This window comes from Nocardiopsis endophytica, assembly GCF_027706725.1.
Lineage (GTDB): Bacteria > Actinomycetota > Actinomycetes > Streptosporangiales > Streptosporangiaceae > Nocardiopsis_A > Nocardiopsis_A endophytica.
In genome coordinates, this window is the sequence record NZ_JAQFWQ010000139.1 from 1 (window position 1) to 16,408 (window position 16,408).

The 16,408-nt window shown below is 74.5% G+C and carries 22 protein-coding genes; 12 read left to right on the forward strand and 10 right to left on the reverse strand.

Translation table 11 applies throughout. From position 1 onward, the window contains the following. Positions 1–232, forward strand: a 232-nt coding sequence (locus O4J56_RS28965) for a hypothetical protein (RefSeq protein WP_270690203.1), incomplete at its 5' end; no start/stop codon positions are given. Between the two features lie 112 nt (positions 233–344). On the opposite strand, the gene O4J56_RS28970 is transcribed toward O4J56_RS28965, so the two are convergent. Continuing rightward, positions 345–1,562 (reverse strand): styrene monooxygenase/indole monooxygenase family protein, encoded by a 1,218-nt coding sequence (locus O4J56_RS28970; RefSeq protein WP_270690205.1) that lies wholly within the window; start codon positions 1,560–1,562, stop codon positions 345–347. 464 nt (positions 1,563–2,026) lie between these two features. Here O4J56_RS28970 and O4J56_RS28975 point away from each other — a divergent pair, with 464 nt between their 5' ends. The 4 genes from O4J56_RS28975 to O4J56_RS28990 all read left to right on the forward strand — a co-directional run bounded on the left by O4J56_RS28975 (position 2,027) and on the right by O4J56_RS28990 (position 4,228). After that, complete coding sequence (locus O4J56_RS28975; protein WP_270690207.1) at positions 2,027–2,953, forward strand: AEC family transporter; 927 nt, start codon at positions 2,027–2,029, stop codon at positions 2,951–2,953. Between the two features lie 48 nt (positions 2,954–3,001). Further along, entirely contained in the window at positions 3,002–3,337 is a 336-nt protein-coding gene (locus tag O4J56_RS28980) for a YnfA family protein (RefSeq protein ID WP_270690208.1), read from the forward strand. Positions 3,338–3,408: 71 nt separating this feature from the next. Next, positions 3,409–3,744, forward strand: a complete 336-nt coding sequence (locus O4J56_RS28985) for a hypothetical protein (protein ID WP_270690209.1) — start codon at positions 3,409–3,411, stop codon at positions 3,742–3,744. A 76-nt stretch (positions 3,745–3,820) separates the two neighbouring features. After that, positions 3,821–4,228, forward strand: coding sequence for an MmcQ/YjbR family DNA-binding protein (locus O4J56_RS28990; RefSeq protein WP_270690210.1), 408 nt, complete (start codon positions 3,821–3,823; stop codon positions 4,226–4,228). Between the two features lie 57 nt (positions 4,229–4,285). Here O4J56_RS28990 and O4J56_RS28995 read toward each other — a convergent pair whose 3' ends face one another. From O4J56_RS28995 to O4J56_RS29005, 3 genes are all read right to left on the reverse strand, one after another. After that, positions 4,286–5,308, reverse strand: a complete 1,023-nt coding sequence (locus O4J56_RS28995; protein ID WP_270690211.1) for a serine/threonine-protein kinase — start codon at positions 5,306–5,308, stop codon at positions 4,286–4,288. Between the two features lie 78 nt (positions 5,309–5,386). Continuing rightward, positions 5,387–5,569: a hypothetical protein gene (locus tag O4J56_RS29000; protein ID WP_270690213.1), complete on the reverse strand. Its 183-nt coding sequence runs from the start codon at positions 5,567–5,569 to the stop codon at positions 5,387–5,389. A gap of 51 nt (positions 5,570–5,620) precedes the next feature. Further along, positions 5,621–6,655: a MinD/ParA family ATP-binding protein gene (locus tag O4J56_RS29005; RefSeq protein WP_270690214.1), complete on the reverse strand. Its 1,035-nt coding sequence runs from the start codon at positions 6,653–6,655 to the stop codon at positions 5,621–5,623. Positions 6,656–6,888: 233 nt separating this feature from the next. Here O4J56_RS29005 and O4J56_RS29010 point away from each other — a divergent pair, with 233 nt between their 5' ends. Next, the gene (locus O4J56_RS29010; RefSeq protein WP_270690216.1) at positions 6,889–7,404 is read left to right on the forward strand and encodes a hypothetical protein; all 516 of its coding nucleotides are present in this window, start codon (positions 6,889–6,891) and stop codon (positions 7,402–7,404) included. Positions 7,405–7,408: 4 nt separating this feature from the next. Here the strand turns inward: O4J56_RS29010 and O4J56_RS29015 are convergent, their stop codons facing one another. The 3 genes from O4J56_RS29015 to O4J56_RS29025 form a co-directional block, all read right to left on the reverse strand. Then, the gene (locus O4J56_RS29015; protein ID WP_270690218.1) at positions 7,409–8,272 is read right to left on the reverse strand and encodes an SDR family NAD(P)-dependent oxidoreductase; all 864 of its coding nucleotides are present in this window, start codon (positions 8,270–8,272) and stop codon (positions 7,409–7,411) included. A gap of 207 nt (positions 8,273–8,479) precedes the next feature. After that, complete coding sequence (locus O4J56_RS29020; RefSeq protein WP_270690220.1) at positions 8,480–9,013, reverse strand: hypothetical protein; 534 nt, start codon at positions 9,011–9,013, stop codon at positions 8,480–8,482. Positions 9,014–9,028: 15 nt separating this feature from the next. Beyond that, positions 9,029–9,514: a hypothetical protein gene (locus O4J56_RS29025; protein WP_270690221.1), complete on the reverse strand. Its 486-nt coding sequence runs from the start codon at positions 9,512–9,514 to the stop codon at positions 9,029–9,031. A gap of 306 nt (positions 9,515–9,820) precedes the next feature. Between O4J56_RS29025 and O4J56_RS29030 the strand changes: the two genes are divergently transcribed. Genes O4J56_RS29030 through O4J56_RS29050 form a run of 5 tightly spaced genes read left to right on the forward strand, consistent with a single transcriptional unit; the run spans position 9,821 to position 12,941 of the window. Beyond that, complete coding sequence (locus tag O4J56_RS29030; RefSeq protein WP_270690223.1) at positions 9,821–10,090, forward strand: hypothetical protein; 270 nt, start codon at positions 9,821–9,823, stop codon at positions 10,088–10,090. Beyond that, positions 10,083–10,829: a DUF6879 family protein gene (locus tag O4J56_RS29035; RefSeq protein ID WP_270690224.1), complete on the forward strand. Its 747-nt coding sequence runs from the start codon at positions 10,083–10,085 to the stop codon at positions 10,827–10,829. Before O4J56_RS29030 ends, O4J56_RS29035 begins: the two co-directional genes overlap by 8 nt. After that, on the forward strand, positions 10,732–11,526 hold the full coding sequence (locus O4J56_RS29040) for a DUF6082 family protein (RefSeq protein ID WP_270690225.1): 795 nt from the start codon (positions 10,732–10,734) through the stop codon (positions 11,524–11,526). Before O4J56_RS29035 ends, O4J56_RS29040 begins: the two co-directional genes overlap by 98 nt. 39 nt (positions 11,527–11,565) lie before the next feature. Then, complete coding sequence (locus O4J56_RS29045) at positions 11,566–12,093, forward strand: DinB family protein (RefSeq protein ID WP_270690233.1); 528 nt, start codon at positions 11,566–11,568, stop codon at positions 12,091–12,093. 2 nt (positions 12,094–12,095) lie between these two features. Next, positions 12,096–12,941 (forward strand): maleylpyruvate isomerase N-terminal domain-containing protein, encoded by an 846-nt coding sequence (locus O4J56_RS29050; RefSeq protein WP_270690226.1) that lies wholly within the window; start codon positions 12,096–12,098, stop codon positions 12,939–12,941. A 62-nt stretch (positions 12,942–13,003) separates the two neighbouring features. Here O4J56_RS29050 and O4J56_RS29055 read toward each other — a convergent pair whose 3' ends face one another. The 3 genes from O4J56_RS29055 to O4J56_RS29065 form a co-directional block, all read right to left on the reverse strand. Then, on the reverse strand, positions 13,004–13,948 hold the full coding sequence (locus tag O4J56_RS29055; protein WP_270690227.1) for a hypothetical protein: 945 nt from the start codon (positions 13,946–13,948) through the stop codon (positions 13,004–13,006). 87 nt (positions 13,949–14,035) lie between these two features. Beyond that, complete coding sequence (locus O4J56_RS29060) at positions 14,036–14,596, reverse strand: anti-sigma factor (RefSeq protein WP_270690228.1); 561 nt, start codon at positions 14,594–14,596, stop codon at positions 14,036–14,038. Then, entirely contained in the window at positions 14,587–15,135 is a 549-nt protein-coding gene (locus O4J56_RS29065; protein WP_270690230.1) for an RNA polymerase sigma factor, read from the reverse strand. Before O4J56_RS29065 ends, O4J56_RS29060 begins: the two co-directional genes overlap by 10 nt. 291 nt (positions 15,136–15,426) lie before the next feature. Between O4J56_RS29065 and O4J56_RS29070 the strand changes: the two genes are divergently transcribed. Further along, the gene (locus tag O4J56_RS29070) at positions 15,427–16,014 is read left to right on the forward strand and encodes a DUF6286 domain-containing protein (protein WP_270690232.1); all 588 of its coding nucleotides are present in this window, start codon (positions 15,427–15,429) and stop codon (positions 16,012–16,014) included. Positions 16,015–16,408 lie beyond the last annotated feature (394 nt).

Genomic DNA, 16,408 nt, shown 5'->3' on the forward strand with positions numbered 1-16,408 from the left:
TCAAAACGGCCGGAATGACAGCACCTCTGTCGAGATCATCGGCAGGAAGGGCGCACCGGGGCGGCGGCCGCCACGAGCGCGGGTGACTGCGCAGCCCGCCCACCGCGCTGCCCACCCGGACCGGGAGCGGCCCGCCGGACGGCCGGCGCGGGCCGGGAACCGCCCGGCTGTCGCCGTCGCCGCCATCGACGGTGACCACGCGCGCGCCTCGCGGCCGACGGCGCTGCCGTGAGGGCCGCGGACCTTTGTCGTTGCTGCCTTCCACCCTCACACCGCGATGGCCCGCCGCCCGGTTGGCGCCTGTGAGTGGGGGACCTGCTGTTCCGCCTGTCCACCCGGACGAGCTACACGGCGTCGATGTAGGCGTAGGCGCGTTCGGGGTGGAGGAACCACGAGATCAGGTCGGCCGGGTCCTCGAAGGCCTCGGCGAACCGGTCGGCCAGCCCCTGGTCGCGTTCGGCGGCGCGCAGGACCTCCCACACGTGCGGTGGGCCGTCCAGCATGACCTCGCTCCAGGCCGTCACGTGGCGCGCGTGCCGCCAGTAGGCCGCGAAGGCGTCCTCCATGAACTCCTCATCGAACGCCCGCGTGCCGTGGTCGACGATGGCGCGGCGGTAGGCCTCGGCGCATGCCGACGCGGCGTTGGCGCCCTGGGAGGTGATCGGGTCGTTGGCCACGATCGCGTCGCCCATGCCCAGCACGGCGCCCCCGCCGGGAAGGCGCCCCACAGGCTTGCGCACGCACGGCGTGTACCCGCCGCGCGCCTCGGCCATCGCGTCGGTCAGCTCCACGTCGAGGCAGCGCTCGTACATCCAGGGGGCGCGGTCGCGCATGACCGACAGCACGCCCTCCAGCACCTCGCCGGTGCGGCGCCAGCTCGGCACGGGAAGGTCCATGGGGCCGCCCGGGACGGCCTCGACCAGCAGCGCGTGGCAGGGGCCGGTGAGGGTGAGCGCGGGGACCGCGAGCACCTCGCCCACGCCCGGGACGGCGGTGCGGTGCAGCACCTTGCCGGACGGGTGGTCCTCCATGCCGCGGACGTAGGCCAGGGCCAGGGTGCGCTGCGGCGCGTCGAACCGGGTGCGCTCGGTATCGACGGGGAACAGCCCGGCCAGCTCGCTCTTGCCGGTGGCCACCACCACCAGGTCGTAGGAGGAGCTGAACCACTGCAGATCCGAGAGCGTGGCCCCGTGCAGCACGGTGCGCCCGCCCCGGCGCTCGAACTCCTCCAGCCACGCGGCCATCTTCACCCGCTGGTCGACCGACTGGGCGGGTTCGCGCAGGCGCCCGGTCCACTGGGCGTCCAGGGCGCCGTCCGCGTCGGCGAGGCTCATCGCCACGCCGGTGATCGCGGGCGCCGTGGGGCCCCAGAACGCCAGCCGGCGGCGGCGCTCGCGGCGCAGCGCGTCGCCGAACAGGCACTGGGTGGACATCACGCGTCCCGACCGCAGGTCGGCGGGGGACTGCAGGGTCAGCAGGGTGACGTCGTAGTCATCGTCGAGCAGGCCGAGCGCCAGCTGGAGGCCGGACTGGCCGGCGCCGACGATGAGGATCTTGCGCATGCCGCTCCCGTCGTTGGAAGGACCGCAGGTGGAGAGGTGGGGATCACCGGCCGCCCGGCATCGCAAGGCCCGCCGGACGGCGTGCCCGGCGGGCCCGGAGGGCGTTGGGGAGTACCCGGGGGTCGTCCCCGGGGTACTCGCGGGTTCAGCGCGTCAGCGGCCGGTCTTGGGACCGTCGTAGGTCTTGGTGAAGAAGGCGCCGAGGATGCCCGCGATGAGCATCAGCGGCAGGCTGACGAACATCAGCACGGCTGCGACGGTACCGACCATGGGTGTTGTCCTCCGTAGTTCCGGCCTGCGGCCGGGGAGCGGGCCGTGTCCCCCGCGTCTTCCTGTCCCGGCGCTGCCACCCCCGAGCATAGATCGCCCCGCGCGCGGGTGCGTCCGGGCCCCCGCCCTCGGCGTGGTGACCGGCGGTTGGATACCGTCTACCGTGTTCGGGGAGTCGGGAGCGAGGGGACGGCATGGGCGGTGTCATCACCGGCTTCGGGGTCATCGCGAGCATCATCGCCGCCGGGTACGTGCTCGGCCGCCGGGACGCCCTGGGGGCCAACGGGCGCGAGGTGCTCACCCGGCTCGCCTTCTCGGTGGCCACCCCGGCGCTGCTGTTCACCATCCTGTCCGACTCCGACCCCTCCGCGCTGTTCTCGGCCCCGCTCGCGGTGACCGCCCTGAGCATGGCCGTGGTCGCGGCGCTGTTCGCGCTCGTGGCGCTGGTCCGCCGCTGGGGCGCGCGGACCGCCGGCATGGGCGCCCTGTGCTCGTCCTACGTCAACGCGGGCAACCTGGGCATCCCCATCGCCTCCTATGTGCTGGGCGACGCGGCCCTGGTGGCCCCGGTCCTGCTCCTGCAGCAGCTCGTGGTCACCCCGGTCGCCGTCACCCTGCTGGACGCCGGGACGCGGCGGGAGGGCGGGCGTATGGGCCTGCTGACCGTCCTGACCACGCCCCTGCGCAACCCGATCGCCGTGGCCGCGCTGGCGGGTGTGGCCGTGGCGGTGACAGGGATCACGATCCCCGATCCGCTGATGCAGCCCTTCGAGCTCGTGGGGTCGATGTCGGTCCCGGCCGTGCTGCTGGCCCTGGGGATCTCCCTGCACGGCAGCCCGGCGCCCGGGCGGGGGCCGGAGCGGCGGCACGTGCTGCTCGCGGTGGTCCTGAAGTCCCTCGTCCAGCCCGCGGTCGCCTGGGCGATCGGCGCGTGGCTGTTCCACCTCGACGGTGAGCTGCTGTTCGCCGTCGTCGTCCTGGCGGCGCTGCCCACCGCCCAGAACATGTACACCTACGCCTCCCGGTACGGCGTGGCCACCAGGATGGTGCGCGAAGCGGTCCTGCTGTCGACCATCGCGACCGTCCCCGTGCTGGTGGGGATCGCCCTGCTGCACGGCTGAGCGCGCGCTCCCGCCGGAGCTGGCCCGCCGCCGGTAGCGTGGCCACCCATGACCGTCCTGAAGTCCGTCGTGCTCTTCGCCGTCGCCGCCCTCTTCGAGATCGGGGGCGCCTGGCTGGTGTGGCAGGGGGTGCGGGAACACCGGGGCCTGCTGTGGATCGGCGCGGGCGTGGTGGCCCTGGGGCTCTACGGATTCGCCGCGACCCTGCAGCCCGAGGCCCACTTCGGGCGCATCCTCGCCGCCTACGGCGGCGTGTTCGTGGCGGGGTCGCTCGCCTGGGGCGTGGTGGTGGACGGGTTCCGCCCGGACCGCTGGGACATCGCCGGAGCGCTGATCTGCGTCCTAGGAGTGAGCGTCATCATGTACGCCCCGCGGGGGAACTGATCCGGGATCACCGGACGTTCCTCCAGCGACGATTCCGCTGACGGCCGCACTCTCATCCTCCCGGAGGTGCGATGGTGCCCCTCGACCCACGTTTCCCTGCCCGGCAGGACGCCCGGAATCCCGGCGCCCTCGAGTGCATCAACCCCTACGCGGCCACGACGACGGCGGAATTCCTCCAGGCCATGCGCGACTACCGGACGCGCGCGGGCACCCCTTCGTTCGAAGAGATGGAGTACCGCTCGGGCGGCGTGTGCACCGCCCAGCGCTTCCGCTCCACCCTCGACGGGAAGGCGATGCCGACCATCGCCCTGGTGGGTGCGTTCATCACGGCCTGCGGGGGAGACGCCGACGCCTGCGGCGAGTGGACCGCGGCGCTGCGCTACCTCAAGGACAGGATCACCTCCTGACCCGGGGCGGCGCCCACACCGGCGGGGCGAGGCGACACCGCGTCCCGCCGTCCCCACCCTCCTCTACTGTGGCCGCGTGACGCCTCAGCAATTCATCGACGCGGCCCTGTGGTTCCCCGAGACGCGGGAGACCGAGCCCTTCGGCCCGGGTGTGATCGTGTACAAGGTGCGCGAGAAGGTGTTCGCCATGCTCATGCCGGGCGACGCGGACCGCTCCGCGAGGATCTCCCTGAAGTGCGACCCGGGGCTGGCCATGGAGCTGCGCGCCCAGTTCCCCGCGGTCGTGCCTGGCTACCACCTGAACAAGCGGCACTGGAACACGGTGTACCTCGACGGCACCGTCCCCGACGACGAGCTGATGGAGATGCTGCGCCACTCCTACGAGCGCGTCGTCGCGGGCATGCGCCGGGCCGACCGGGACCGCCTCATGGGCGCCCTGGGCGATGGCCTGCCCCCGCTGGACGAGGCCCCTGAGGGGGCATAGCAGGCCCCCTGAGGAGGCACAGCAGGACCCAGAGGGGTCATAGCAGGGCCCCGAGGGTCACAGCAGGCGGCGCGGAGGCTTGGGCGGGCGGACGGCCACGTCCGTCCACTCCTCGGAGAGCACGGCCCGTACCGCCGCGGCGCGGTTGCCGGGCACCGGGTGCCCCGCCGCCTCCAGGGCGCGGTCCAGCACCTCGCCGATGGCGGGCCGGTCCTCCGGCTCCTTGGCCATGGCCGCCTTGACCAGGTCGTCCAGCACCGGCGGCAGACGGTCCAGGTCGGGCTCCTCGCGGACCGTGCGGCGGGCCATCTCGGCCGGTTCGGCCACCCCGAAGGGGTCGCGCCCGGAGGCGGCGAACGCGACGAGGGAGCCCCACAGGAACACGTCCGAGGCGGTGCTGACGGGCCGCCCCCTGTACTGCTCGGGGCTCGTCCACCCGGGCGTGCCCAGCCGGTCGCGCGGGCCGGGCAGCGCCTCCGGCTCCGGGGCGGCCGGCTCGGGGAGCCCGATGTCGCGCACGGCCCGCCGGTACCGGCGCAGCCGGATCCACCGCGTGGCCTCCTCGCGCACGCCCAGGTGCGCGATGCCGAAGTCCAGGAGCTTGGGCCCGGAGGCGGCCATCACCACGTTGTTGGGCTGCAGGTCCCGGTGGACCACGCCGGTGCCGTGCACCGCCCGGAGCGCGTCGGCCGCCCCCACGGCCAGCGCGCGCACCATCGGTGTGCGCAGGCGCCCGTGGCGGTCCACGTGGTGGCGCAGGGTCGGACCCGGCACGTACTCGGTGGCCAGCCAGGGCAGGTCGGTCCGGACGTCGGCGGCGACGAAGCGCGCGACGCACGGGCTGTTCACCCGCGCCAGCAGCCGCGCCTCGGCGGCGAACCGCTCACGGAAGCGGGGGTCCTCGGCGTGGCGCCGGTGGACGACCTTGACGGCCAGGTAGCCGTGCAGGCCCTCGCCCGTGGCGGCGTACACGGTGCCCATCCCGCCGGACCCGATGCGGCCCACCACGGTGTAGCCGCCGATGCGCTCGGGGTCCTCGGGCAGCAGCCGTCCCAGCCGCCGCGGCCCGCGGGCCTTCATCTGCGGACCGCCGGGGGCATGCGACCGCCTCCTGTGTCTCCCGGGGCGCCGCCTCGCCGGGGCGCCGTCAGCGGCATCCTACGGCCACGGAGGCGCGGCCCACAGCCCGATCCGGGCGCCCAGGAGGACGGCGGCGACGAGGACCCCGAGGAGGACGTAGAAGACGAGGCAGCCGAGGCAGCAGGAGTGGCGGGAGGACCTGGCGGAGAGGGCGGACAGGACGAGGAGGAGCAGGAGGACGCCGAGGGCAGCGACTACCATTCGCGGTTCGTACCCTCTGGGCCGTCCCGGTCACCGGTCGTGGCCCAGTCGTTACCGTTCCCGCGGGGCGTCCCCGTTCCCGCCGGCGCGGGTGAAGCCCTCGGTGATCTCCACCGCCAGCTCCAGCAGGGCGAGGGCGGAGGGGGCGCGCAGGTCCGCCAGGTCGACCGGGCGGTCCGAGGCCAGGTGCGGATCCTCGGGAAGCTGGAGCGCGCGGGCGCAGCGCCGGTCCATCTGCTGCTCCAGGTCGTCCACTTCGGACGAGGTGCCGGGGCCGCCCGAGGGGCCCTTGGCCAGCACCACGGCGGCCGACTCGGCCAGTGGGCCCGGGGCCACCGCGTCCACGTCGTCCAGGGCGTTGGCGGCGGCGATCGCGCCCTCGCGGGTGGCCGGGCAGACCAGTACCAGGCGGGTGCAGCGCGCGAGGAGCACCGGGACGCCGGGGCGGTCGAGCCCGGTTCCGGCGTCCACGAGCTGTAGCGGATAGTGCCGCTCGACGGCGTCGGAGATGCGGCGGAGGCTCTCCAGCCCCAGCGGGCGGGAGGCGGTGTCGTCGGGGGTGGAGGCCAGCACGTCCAGTCCGCCGGTGGTCTGGGCGGTGAACCGGTTCATGTCCGAGTAGCGCACGGCGGCGTCGGGGGAGGCGATGAGGTCCTGCAGCGGCAGCTCGGCATGCCACTTGAGCGCCATGCGGTCGGTGATCGGCGCGCGCTCGGGGTCGCCGTCGACGGCGATCACCCGGTCGCCGCGGTGGGCGGCCAGGACCGCGCCCAGCCCCAGGGCGACCGTGGTGGTGCCGACCCCGGCGCCGGTGCCCAGGACCACGATCGACTGGTGCTCCTCGGGCAGGGGGGCCCGGCCCACGGCCGCCTCCAGCTCCTGGCGCCGCTGCTCGGACTTGGAGTCGCCCGGATTGATCCGGCCGCCGGTGACGGTGTAGAGGGCGCGGCGCCAGCCCCCTTTGGGGGCGGGGCGCTCCCGGCGGATCAGTGCGTCCGCACTGAGCTCGGACAACGGGGCGGGGGCGGGCGCGCCGGAGCCCTCTCCGTCCGCCGCTGGCTCGGGGTGGGGGGATCGAACTGACACCGCTGGACTTCCTAGGGATCGACTGAGGTACAGGCCCTGTCTGCGGCATTTTACGCAGTGTCGCGGATGGGGGACCGGTCGGGTTCGTCCCGTCTTCGCCGTGGTCGCGCGGGAGGCGGGCGGCGGGGGCGAACCGGAGCGGCGGCGGGGACGTCTGAGTGGGCGGTGTGGACGGCTCCGGAGCCGCCGCGGTCGATCCGCGGCCGAGGCCCGGAGCGAGAGAGGACGGACGAATGTATCCGCAGTACCCGCAGCACGCCCCTTACGGCTATGCGCCGGCGCCTCCTCAGGGGCCGCCGCCGCTGCCGGGGACGGTCACCGCCGTGCGCGTGCTGATGTTCCTGGGCGGGCTGCTGGGCGTGCTCTTCGGCGCCGGGGTCGCGGTCCTGTTCGGGGCGATGCTGGGCGTGGACCCCCGCCAGGTCGAGGACCTGTCCGACGCCCAGGAGGTGGCGCTCCAGGTGATGGCCGAGGAGGGCATCGACCCGGCGGCCATGGCGGTCGTGCTCGGCCTGGCGATCGGGATCCCCGTGGTCACCGGTCTCATCTCGATGTTCCTGTCCGCGGTGGCCGGGCGCCGCTCGCGGCTGTGGCTGTGGTCCATCGTGGCGTTCCAGGCATTCCTCGCGCTGGGGTGGGGGGTCCAACTGCTGGCGCTGAACCTGCTCGCGGTGATTCCGCTGGTGCTGTGCATCGTCAAGATCGCCCTGATCACGGGAACGCGGGCGCGGCAGTACTACGCCTCCTGAGCGATCAGCGGCCCAGACGGCGCCGCGCCTCGGCGAGCCTGCGGTCGTGCTCGGACTCCTCCGGCATGGCCGCCAGCATCGCCGAGGCGCGCTCGCGGAGGTCGGCCACGGCGGAGCGGTCGGTGAACACATAGAAGCGGTCCTCCTGCACGGCGGCGAGCACCTGCTCCCCGACCGCCTCGGGGGCCAGGCCGCACTGCTCGATGACGGTCCGCACGCGCTCCCCGTCGATGCGGGTGCGCTGCCGCTCGGGGACGCCCTCCGGCATGGCGGCGATGCCGTTGTCGATGATGCGCGTCCGCACGCCGCCCGGGCACAGCACGGTCGTCCGGATGCCCAGCCGCTCCAGTTCGGCGTCGGCGTGCAGCGACTCCGACAGGGCGATGACGGCGGCCTTGGCGGCGCTGTACTCGAAGAGGGCGCCGCCGCGGATCCCGGCGGTCGAGGCGGTGTTCACGATGTGCCCGGGGCCGCCGCGGGCGACCATCCGCGGCAGGAACACGCCCACCCCGTTGAAGACGCCGCCCAGGTCGATGCCGACCACGTGGTCCCAGACGGCGGGGCTGGGGTCGGTGACCGCCGCCGTGCCCAGCACGCCGGCGTTGTTGCAGACGACCGCGGCGGGGCCGAGGCGCTCCTCGGACTCGTCGGCGGCGCGGGCGAAGGCGTCGCGGTCGCGTACGTCGAGGAGGAAGGTCTCGGTCCGGGCGGTGGAGGAGAGCTCCTCGCGGGCCGCCTCCAGGGCGTCGGGGTCGATGTCGGCCAGGGCGAGATCGGCGCCCGCGAGCGCGAAGGCGCGGGCCATTCCCAGACCGATCCCTTGGGCGCCGCCGGTGATGAAGATCGTCTTTCCTGCGACGTCGGTCATGCCGCTCCCTTATTCGGTTCCGTGGCAATTATGGGAGAGGCGCGAGCGGGTGGGCCCCGGGCGGCCGACTCCGGTCGGGGCGAGAGGGGTGGGAGTCGTCCCGTGGTCCCGATTGCCCGTGCCCCGGCGGCGGCCGAATGAGGACAGGGAACGGTTATGGGGCGGCCGCAAATGCGGCCGCCCCATTGTTCGTTTCGTTCGGTTCGGTTAACGCGGGCCGTTCGGCGGGGGCCCGGGCGCGGGCGGCGCTCCGGGCGGAGGGCCGTACTGCGGTCCGGAAGGACCGGGAGGCTGCTGCGGCGGCATGGGGCCCTGTGGCCCTTGGGGACCCTGCGGGGCGTACGGCGGTCCGGGCGGGCCTGTGGGCCCCTGCGGGCCGGGAGGCACCGGCCCGGCGCCCTGCGGCTCAGGGGACTTCGGCTCGGCCTTGCCGCTCCCGGCCAGCGCCACCAGGATCAGGGCGACGGCGGCGCCCCACATCACCAGCCCGATGATCCCCCGGATCTGGCTCATCAGCTCATAAGTGGGTGTGGCCAGGGTGAAGTCGACGAAGAAGGTGTAGTAGATCCGCCACCCGAGCGCCACCAGGCCGTTCAGGATCAGTAGCGCGCCCGCCGTGCGGATCAGCCCGCCCCCGCTCGGGGCCCTGCCCCCGCGCACGAGGGCGATGATCCCGACGACCGCGGTGAAGACGTCGAGGAGGAAGTAAGGGATCGACGTGAAGAAGAAGGAGTTGATCATCGGCCTCTCCGATCGTCAGTTCGCGGCCGGCGGTTGCGGGCCGGCGGGGGGAGGACCGGGAGGGGGCGGCGGCGCGCCGCCGCCGGGCGGCGGACCGTAGCCGGCGGGCGGCCCATAGGGCTGCTGCCCGGGCGGCGGTCCGGGCGGCGGTCCGGGCGGGCCCGCGGGGCCGGGAGGCATGGGGCCGGACGGGGCGGGTGCACGCCGGGCGGGGGCGCGCCGCGTGGCGGCCAGCACCAGCAGCAGGAGCCCGACCGTCCAGAGGCCGTAGCCGAATACCGCGTCGATGAGCGAGGGCACCCACAGCGGGAGGGCCATGGAGAACAGGAGTGCCTCCTGAAGCCGGAGGACGAACAGCACCGTCCAGAGCGCGTACACGACCAGGAGGACCAGGCCGGTGATGGCCATACCGCGCCGGTGCGGGGAGATCTTCCCCAGCAGGGCCAGGCCGACGACCGCCAGCAGGATGGCGGCGACGGGGGAGGCCAGTACGAGCGCCATGGGCAACCTCTCCAGGAGCGGGGCGGGCGGGTCGCCGTCGGGACGGGGCCCAGGCGGCAGGGGACCAAGGTACAGGAGAGCCGTCGGAGGCCGGTTCGCCCCGGTCATTCGCCCCGGTCAGGCGACGGCGGGCGCGGCGGGGGCGGTCCGTGGAAAGAGGGAATTCCGGGTGCCGGTGTCGCCCCCGTTCCCCTGGGGGCCGCACATGGCCGCAAAACGCCATTTTCCGTGCTCGGCGGCCGGTGATTCCCCGCCTCTCCGGGGAAAGACCACTGGCCCGTCCCCTCGATACGAGAGGATCCCCCCATGGAACGCCTCTGGGACGCCGACCCTTCCGCGGGGTTCCGCAGAAGGCTGGGAAAGACCGCCTCGGAGCTCGACAAGAGCCGGCTGGACGACGACTGCCCCGAGATCTGGGAACTGGACAACGGCGACATCGCCGTGGTCGGCCGCGATGTGACCGACCGCTATTCGCACCGGCTCCCCGACGGGGTCAGGGTCGGCCCGGACGAACGGCTCGTCGTGATTCCCGGGGCCATGCTCAGGTCGGCGAAACCGGACATCGCCGATGACTGACCCGCACGTCTTCGAGGCCGTGTACGAGGCCCGGGGGACCGTCCTCGGCCGCGCGGCCTACCACGCCGACGCCAAGGCGCTGCGGGAGTCGCCGGACATCACCGGCGACGTGTGGAAACTCGAAAGGTCGCAGCGTTTCGACGAGTCCGGGGACGAGGCCTGGGAGGCCTACCTCGCCGGTGACATGTCCCGCGCCATCGCTATATTCGAGGGCGAACGGGAGCGGCTCCGGGGCCAAGTGGCGCGATACGCCGGCCAGGGGCTGCGAATGCGCAGGCTGCGGGTGGCCGAAACGCCCCCCAGCGGCTATCTGCGATGGGAGATGCACAGTCACCGGGTATTCGTCGAGAGCGGTTATGAGATCGCCGTGCTGGACGCGGAGCGGATCGGCTCCCTGGAGGAGCGGCGGCCCCTCCCCGAGACCATGGTCTACGGCGGGCGGGTCGTCTACCAGGTGCTCTACGACCGCTGGTGGGCCCCGGCCGGGGCCAAGCGCATCGACGACCCCGGACTGGCCCGCAGGGTCGCCGACGCGATCGCCGGGCTCTACGCCGGCGCCGAGCCGTTCATGGAGTTCTACCGGCGCGAGATCGCCCCGGGGCCGGACGCGAAGCAGGCGCCGGAGGCCGGACGGGGGAGCCGTGAAGGCCTTCCCGGTCGTGGTGGCGCTGCTCTCGCTGACCGCCGTGGCACTGGTGCTGGCGTCGCCGCTCGCCCTCAGGGCGTTCGGCGGCGCTGACGGGGAGTGGGAGCGGCTGAGCCTGATCGGTCAGACCTACGGGGCGGTGTCCGCGCTGATCGCGGTCCTCGCCCTGGTGGGGGTGGCCGTCACGCTGGTGTTCCAGGCCCGTGAGACGCGGCGCGCCGTGGAGGAGGGGCGCCGCCAGGCCATGGCCGAACTGCTCAGGATGGCCATGGACGACCCCGAGCTGGACGCGTGCTGGGGGCCGGTCCCCGAGGGCGAGGACCGCACGCAGCGCAAGCAGCAGCTCTACACGAACATGATCGTCACCCAGTGGGGGACGGCGTTCCGGGCCGGGGCGCTGCCCGAGGCGCGGCTGCGCGCGGCGGCCGAGGAGATGTTCCGCGGCGAGGTCGGGCGCGCCTACTGGGCGCGGGCGCGCAAGCGCCGACTGGCGGCCCCGGCGCGCAGGGCGGACCGGCGGTTCAACGAGATCCTTGAGCAGGCCTACGCGGCGGCGCGGCCGGTGGCGGCGTCGGCGCCGCCGGACGTGCCTTCTCAGCGCGCTCAGCGCGCGCTCACGAGCCGTACCCCTCGGGGCGCTTTGCGCCTGCTGGCGGCGTTCGGCGCCGGGGCGGCCGTCGGGGCCGGTGCCGCGGTGGGGGCCGTGGTCGGCGGGGCGGTGCCGAGGCGGCGTCCCGGGGGCGGTCCCCGCCGCCGACGGGCGGGGCGGGGGCGCAAAACCCTTTGGTGACGGGGGATGCACGGGTGGACAATCACCCGCATGCCACAGATGTTCGACAGCCCTGACCAGGACCCCCGGGTCGACCCGCCGGAGCTCGGAGGGGAGGCCGAGGTCCTCTCCGGATTCCTGCGCTACCAGCGCGCGACGTTCGAGCTGAAGTGCTCCGGGCTCTCCGCCGACCAGATGGCGCGCAGGGCGGTCGAGCCGTCGCCGCTGTCCCTGCTCGGGCTCCTCCGGCACTTGGCGGACGTGGAGCGGGCGTGGTTCCGCACCGTCATGGCGGGGGCCGATGCCCCGCCGCACTTCTGGACGGACGAGGACATCGACGGCGACTTCGACAACGCGGCGGCGGACGAGGAGATGGTCCGGGAGGCCTGGGCGCGCTGGCGCGAGGAGGTCGCCTTCGCCGAGCGCTTCTTCGAGGAGGCCGGGAGCCTGGACACGGCGGGTACGCACTACCGCCGGGGCCCGGTGTCCCTGAGGTGGGTCGTGACCCACATGATCGAGGAGTACGCCCGCCACAACGGCCACGCCGACCTGCTCCGCGAGGCCATCGACGGCACCGTCGGGGAGTAGCGGTGAGCAGCGCACCGGACCCGTTCGGGCCCATGATCGATACGCGCCACCTGTTCGCCGGGGAGCGCGCGCTCCTGCTGGACCTCTTGGCCGGGCTGGACCGCGACGAATGGTCCGCTCCCACGGTGTGCCCGGGGTGGGACGTCCACGACGTCGCGGCCCACGTCCTGCACGACTACACCCGCAGGCTCTCCACGGGCCGGGACGGCCACCGCGGCCCGCCGTTCAGGGAGGGCGAGGCGCTGGCGGAGTTCATCCACCGCACGAACGGGGAGTTCGTGGCGGTGGCGCGCCACTTCAGCCCTGAGGTCATCGTGGACCAGCTCGCCCACCTCGGGCCGCAGGTGGACGCCCTGTGGGCGGGCAGGGACCCCGACGGCCCCGCCGACCTGGACGTCCCGTGGGCCTCCGACGCGCGCCCGGCCCCGGTATGGCTGGACGTCGCCCGGGAGTACACCGAGTTCTGGGTGCACCAGCAGCAGATCCGCGACGCCGTCGGACGTCCGGGAGCCGGCGGCCCGGACCTCGCCGGGCCGGTCATCGACGTCTTCACGCGTGCCCTGCCCAAGGCGCTGGACGGGATGGAGCGCCCGGACGGGACGGCGGTCGAGCTCGAGGTGCGGGGTGCGGGCGGCGGTGTCTGGACGGCGACCGCCGAGCAGGGCCGGTGGGGGCTCGGCCGTGGACGCGGTCCGGACCCGGCGGCCCGGGTCGTGATCGGCCGGGACGACTTCTGGCGGCTCGCCACGCGCGGCATCGGTCCCGGCGAGGCCCGCGGCCGTGCCGGGGGCGGCGGGGACGCCGGGCTCTGGGAGGCCGCCACGGCGCTGGTGGCGGTCATCCGCTGAGGTCTTCGGCGGCTTCCGGCGGGCGGGGCGCCCACGGCGCGGGTGCCTGAGCCGTGGGCACCTCAGCTGTGGGCGTCGACCGCGACGAGTGTGGTGCCGTCCGGCAGGGCGTCGATGTAGGAGTTGACCAAGGCCCGGTACCCCGACGCCGCCGAGCGGATGTCAGGGGTGCTCCCGATCCAGCCGCCGAAGGGGGCGTTGATCCACTCGCCGTCCAGGGTGAGCAGCGCCGCCCCCACCACCGCGCGGCTCCGGCGCTCTTCGATGTAGCCCTCCTTCGCGGCGCCCGGGGCGTCCAGCGCGTAGTCCATGACCGGGCCCAGGTCCGTGTGGAAGAGCGCGTCCACCAGGGGCTGGCTCCGGTAGTCCTCCTCCGCCCGCTGCCGGGGGAAGTCGGGGGAGACCAGGCGGGCGAACGACGACCAGCCAAGGGCGGGCGGCAGCTCGGCCGCGCGCTCCTGGAAGCGGTCCCACTCCAGTTCGGCCTCGCGGGCGGCGCTCTCGCGCATCGACTCCAGATCGAGCGCGCGCTTGGGGCCGCCCGCCGCGCGCGTCCCGGCGGGCGTGGCCTCCGGCAGGACCAGGCCCGGGTCGTCCGCGGCCCCGGGGCGGACGTGGAAGTAGTCCTTCCACCGCCCTCCGATCTGCCAGTAGTCCCACTCGCCGCGCGGGTTGAAGGTCGACTCGAAGTAGGGCCGCCCCACGCCGTCGAACAGGATCGGCTCCTCGCCGTCGGCGGGCACCAGGTCCCGGTTGTAGGCCTCGGCGAGGGCCTCCCAGGTCAACTCCTCGTCGGGAACGGAGAACCCGAAGCGCGCCCGCAGATATTTGACCGCCCAGAAGTCGGCGGGCCGGGACTGGAACTCGGTGTAGTCCGGATACGGGTCGACCTCCCGGTCGAGGTCGAACGGGGCCATGGCCGCCCGGAGCGCCGGCGGATCGTCGTCGTCGGTGACCGGGCCGCCGAGGCCATCGGCGAGGGCGACGATCACGAGGGAGTGCACCATGGGAGCCTGCCTGTTCGGACGGTCCTGGGCCGACGCGCGTCGGCCCCGCATGCGATGGTGCCACGGCCGACCGTGGCGCGGAGGCGGTCAGTGGAAGCGCACGTCCACGCGGGCGAGGCGCCAGCCCAGGTGGTGCAGGGCCGCCGCGCGGACGGCGCCGCGCAGCTCCTCGGCGAGTCGGGGCGCGGGGACCTCGCCGGTGAAGCGCGCGCTCAGCTCCACCGCGATTCCGTCCGGCCCCTCGGAGAAGCGGCAGTGGCCCACGGCGGCACCGGGGACGGTGTCGCATGCGGCTCTGAAGAGCGCCGCGACCGCCGCCGTGCGGATCCTCGTCCACCCCCGCTCCCCGGCGGGGCCAGGAGGGCCGGGCAGCGCGATGTACCCGCTCGAGCGGCCCTCCGCGCGCACGGTGCGCATCACACGGTCGGCCAGACCGGGCGGGGCGGCGGGCAGGTCCGCGACGGCCTCGTCCCGGGCCGCCGTCAGCACGCGCAGCTCCTCGGCGGCGGCGGTGCAGTGCGGGCACGCGCGCTCGTGCGCGGTCGGACGCCCCTCGCGGAGGTGGTCGAGGAGGGCGTCGAGGGACGTGCCGCACGGCAGGCGGTCGCCGCCGTCAGGGCCGTCGGGGCCGGGGCCGTTCACCGCCATGGCTCAAGCGCCTCCACGAGACGGGTGCGCGCGCGGTGGATGCGCCCGCGCACAGCGGTCGGGGTCGCGTCGACCACGTCGGCGATCTCCTCATAGCCCAATCCTTCCATCTCCCTGAGGATCCAGCAGATCCTCTGCGGAGGCGGCAGGTCGGCGAGGGCGTGGTCGAGGGCCTGCCGGAGCCCGCTGCCCACGGCCCGGCCCGCCGGTCCGGCCGCGGGGTCGGCGACCTCCGCGCCTTCGGGGATCGGGTGCTCGGGGGCGCGGGCGCGCGCGGCGTCGAGGGCGCCGCGGGCGGCGATGCGCAGGAGCCAGGGGCGGAACCGGTCGGCGTCGCGGAGGGAGGGGAGCCGCCGCCATGCGGTGACCAGTGCCTCCTGGGCCGCGTCGGCCGCCTCCTCGCGGTCGCCGAGCGTGCGCAGGGCGACCCGGAAGACGGTGTCCTGGTGGCGTAGGACGAGGGTTTCGAAGGCGGCGGTGTCACCGTCCTGGGCGCGCTCGGCCAGGACCCCGTCGGGTGGTCCCGGACGACCCGGCACGCTCCGCCCCCCCTTCCGTGCGCTCGGCCCGGCGAGGGGGACCGGAACGACGTTCCAGAGGGGAGTGGTGACGCAACGTTACCCACTGTGACCTGCAAAGGCGTGGTTGTGTTGAGTGTGGGACACGTCACATACTGGGGAGCGTGAGCGGAACCGGCAGAGAGGTGTCATCCATGGTGACGGGCGCCGACGGCGAGCGTGCGGCCCGCTGACCGGTGAGGGGGGCCTGGTCGGCCCGGGCCCGCCGCCTCGGCGCCCGTCCTGATGTGAGCGGACCGAGGAGGGGACCACATGACCGCGGTGCAGCAGGAGGCGGCGGCCCCCGGCCGTCCCAGAGCGGGGGAGGCCGCCGGCCGTCGAGGGGCGTCCGGGTACGGGAGGCGGAGGACGCGGGGTCCGCTCCGGGTGGCGACTCTGGCCGTGGTCGCCGTGGCGGCGGCCGCCGCCACGGCCGCGCTCGTCTCGGCGGCGGAGGTCATCGCGGTCCTGGGCGAGGCCCGGCTGGACGACCCCGGACTGCGCGTCGCGTCCGGGGTCCTGTTGCTCATCGGCGGGGGCATGCTCGTGACCGCCGGGGCGAGCCTGCGCGCTGGCGGCGCGGTCGCCGAGGTCCCGGTGGGCGCCGCCGACGCGTCGGACTCCCTCCCGGGGGTGCGCAAGGCCCTTGAAGAGTCGGCGGTGACGGTCTCCGGCGTGGAGGCGGTGCACGTGTTCGTGGGCTCCCGGAGCGTGTTCGTGCGGGTCGTCTCCTCCATGCCGCGCAAGGATGCCCGCCGCAGGGCGGTCGAGGGCGCGGTCCGAGCCCGGCTGGAGTCGCTGTCCCTGGGCGAGGAGTTCAGCGTCCAGGCGCAGGTGGAGTCGCCGGGCGTGGGTGCGTGAGCCGCCGGACGGTGCCGGTGGTCCGCCGTGTTCGTCCGGAGCGGCGCCGGGGTGGGCGGCTGAGCAGGTACCCCGCTCAAGGGCCCCGGCCGGGTGCCGGGCCACCGGAGTATGAGCGGGATGGCGGCGACGACGAAGGTCCGCGGCCCGTAGGGCAGCGCTGTCGGGCGCGGCGCGTGTGCGTGATTGCCGCGATGGGCGGCGACGGAGAGAGCGGGGCGGTTCCCGGCCCGCGCCGGCCGTCCGGCGGGCCGCTCCCGGTTCGGGTGGGCGGCGCGGTGGGCAGGCTGCGCGGTCACCCGCGCTCGTGGCGGCCGCCGCCCCGGTGCGCCCCCTCGGCGATGATCTCGACAGAGGTGCTGTCATTCCGGCCGTTTTGACACCACTTCTGTCG

Bases quoted from the DNA above. Each gene is read 5' to 3' on its own strand.
- O4J56_RS28985 (WP_270690209.1), top strand. From the start codon at position 3,409: ATGGTGCCCCTCGACCCACGTTTCCCTGCCCGGCAGGACGCCCGGAAT.
- O4J56_RS29010 (WP_270690216.1), top strand. From the start codon at position 6,889: ATGTATCCGCAGTACCCGCAGCACGCCCCTTACGGCTATGCGCCGGCG.
- O4J56_RS29060 (WP_270690228.1), bottom strand. From the start codon at position 14,596: ATGGCGGTGAACGGCCCCGGCCCCGACGGCCCTGACGGCGGCGACCGC.
- O4J56_RS29000 (WP_270690213.1), bottom strand. From the start codon at position 5,569: ATGGTAGTCGCTGCCCTCGGCGTCCTCCTGCTCCTCCTCGTCCTGTCC.
- O4J56_RS29015 (WP_270690218.1), bottom strand. From the start codon at position 8,272: ATGACCGACGTCGCAGGAAAGACGATCTTCATCACCGGCGGCGCCCAA.
- O4J56_RS29020 (WP_270690220.1), bottom strand. From the start codon at position 9,013: ATGATCAACTCCTTCTTCTTCACGTCGATCCCTTACTTCCTCCTCGAC.
- O4J56_RS29045 (WP_270690233.1), top strand. From the start codon at position 11,566: ATGTTCGACAGCCCTGACCAGGACCCCCGGGTCGACCCGCCGGAGCTC.
- O4J56_RS29030 (WP_270690223.1), top strand. From the start codon at position 9,821: ATGGAACGCCTCTGGGACGCCGACCCTTCCGCGGGGTTCCGCAGAAGG.
- O4J56_RS29055 (WP_270690227.1), bottom strand. From the start codon at position 13,948: ATGGTGCACTCCCTCGTGATCGTCGCCCTCGCCGATGGCCTCGGCGGC.
- O4J56_RS29070 (WP_270690232.1), top strand. From the start codon at position 15,427: ATGACCGCGGTGCAGCAGGAGGCGGCGGCCCCCGGCCGTCCCAGAGCG.
- O4J56_RS28970 (WP_270690205.1), bottom strand. From the start codon at position 1,562: ATGCGCAAGATCCTCATCGTCGGCGCCGGCCAGTCCGGCCTCCAGCTG.
- O4J56_RS29035 (WP_270690224.1), top strand. From the start codon at position 10,083: ATGACTGACCCGCACGTCTTCGAGGCCGTGTACGAGGCCCGGGGGACC.
- O4J56_RS28980 (WP_270690208.1), top strand. From the start codon at position 3,002: ATGACCGTCCTGAAGTCCGTCGTGCTCTTCGCCGTCGCCGCCCTCTTC.
- O4J56_RS28995 (WP_270690211.1), bottom strand. From the start codon at position 5,308: ATGAAGGCCCGCGGGCCGCGGCGGCTGGGACGGCTGCTGCCCGAGGAC.
- O4J56_RS29025 (WP_270690221.1), bottom strand. From the start codon at position 9,514: ATGGCGCTCGTACTGGCCTCCCCCGTCGCCGCCATCCTGCTGGCGGTC.
- O4J56_RS28975 (WP_270690207.1), top strand. From the start codon at position 2,027: ATGGGCGGTGTCATCACCGGCTTCGGGGTCATCGCGAGCATCATCGCC.